This is a genomic window from Alteromonas sp. KUL42 (assembly GCF_006538325.1).
Classification (GTDB): Bacteria; Pseudomonadota; Gammaproteobacteria; order Enterobacterales; family Alteromonadaceae; genus Alteromonas.
In genome coordinates this window covers 1-1,289 of the sequence record NZ_BJKK01000046.1, presented here as the reverse complement: position 1 = coordinate 1,289, position 1,289 = coordinate 1, and the positions used below count along the sequence as shown (strand labels likewise).

3 protein-coding genes are annotated in these 1,289 nt (G+C 39.9%); all 3 read right to left on the bottom strand.

The features are described from left to right. Positions 1-7 precede the first annotated feature (7 nt). Entirely contained in the window at positions 8-388 is a 381-nt protein-coding gene (locus EYR97_RS21800) for a hypothetical protein (RefSeq protein ID WP_131095860.1), read from the bottom strand. A 107-nt stretch (positions 389-495) separates the two neighbouring features. Then, positions 496-840: a hypothetical protein gene (locus tag EYR97_RS21795; protein ID WP_131095859.1), complete on the bottom strand. Its 345-nt coding sequence runs from the start codon at positions 838-840 to the stop codon at positions 496-498. A gap of 123 nt (positions 841-963) precedes the next feature. Next, a partial coding sequence (locus EYR97_RS22070) for a hypothetical protein (protein ID WP_207308084.1) occupies positions 964-1,289 on the bottom strand: 326 nt, incomplete at its 5' end.

Below are 1,289 nucleotides of genomic sequence, written 5' to 3'. Positions count from 1 at the left end.
TTTTTTGTTATGCGCCTGCTTGTTTAAACCTTCCAAACCTCGCTACCTCTTGAGGCCTATATTCAAGCACCCAATCTAATTTTGAGTCGTATATATCAACTGATTTGCTTGCAAACATATTTTCTGGTTTTGCTAACACGATAGACCATTTTGATTTTTTTGCACTATGCCAGTTTGACTCCACTACAACTACAGCGTTTTCAGGGGCGATGCATTTCGTTTGCAACCAGCTTCTTAGTTTGTTTCGATGGCTTTGGGTTGACGTTGATGCAAATACCCATTCGTTTTTTGACTCGTAACCTTGCTCCCATTCGAGGGATTGAAATCGGTTTGCCACGATTTTTCGAATGTCCTTTGGTCTTAAATTAGGATTGCTAATGTCAGTCATTATTTGGCGCATAACACTAAGCTTTGGGGCGCTAACATGGGGCTATAATCGCGAAGCGGCCCCGTGTTAGCGTCCCAGCGACCGGAGGGAGTGCCAATAGCGTTTTGTTAGTCGTCATTGCTTGATTCAACCTTAAGACCAAATTTCTGTTTAATTTTAAGAGCATTATTAACGATACCGCTATTTGAGCTTTCTTCCCATTCTTTACAATAGACTTCCATTTTTATTAAATGCCCCTCTTCACTGAATTCTTCTTCGGGGATGTGAAATTCAAACCAAATAGCGTTTCCCTCTTTGTCTTCAAAACAACTATTTGCAACAGTGAAGTTGAGATATTGAACCTGTTTTTTTTCGTACAATGGAGTGAAGGTGCCATAAATTTCAGAAATGACATCCATGTTCAGCTTGTCCAATAGCCATCCTTTTTCAGGACTTAATACTATCTGTTTCATACTTGACGACTAACTTTTAAATAAGGGGCGCAGACGCGTGGGCTAAAATGCGAAGCAGCTCACGTGTATGCGTCCCAGCGAACGAAGTGAGTGCCTTAATTTTTTTGTTATGTGCCAGTTGCATCAATGAGGCCCACCGTACTGAAGTACCAAATAAAAATACACTAAATAGCTAACCATCGTAAATATTGGAAACAATAGTAAGGTCCATTTTTGACGTGTAGTGAATTGCAGATTGCTTAAAGAGACTAGCGCAAAGACCAAAACACCGATAATGGCGACCGGCAATACGAATAATGATATTAAATAACCAAATACAGAAGCTACAGTATCCCCAGTGTAGACAAAGTGAAAATAAACTAGGGTGTGCGATAATACGCAAATAGCAAATACAACTGCCCAAAACATCCTTTTTGTCATTTTATTCCTTTGGCACATAACGCTAAGCT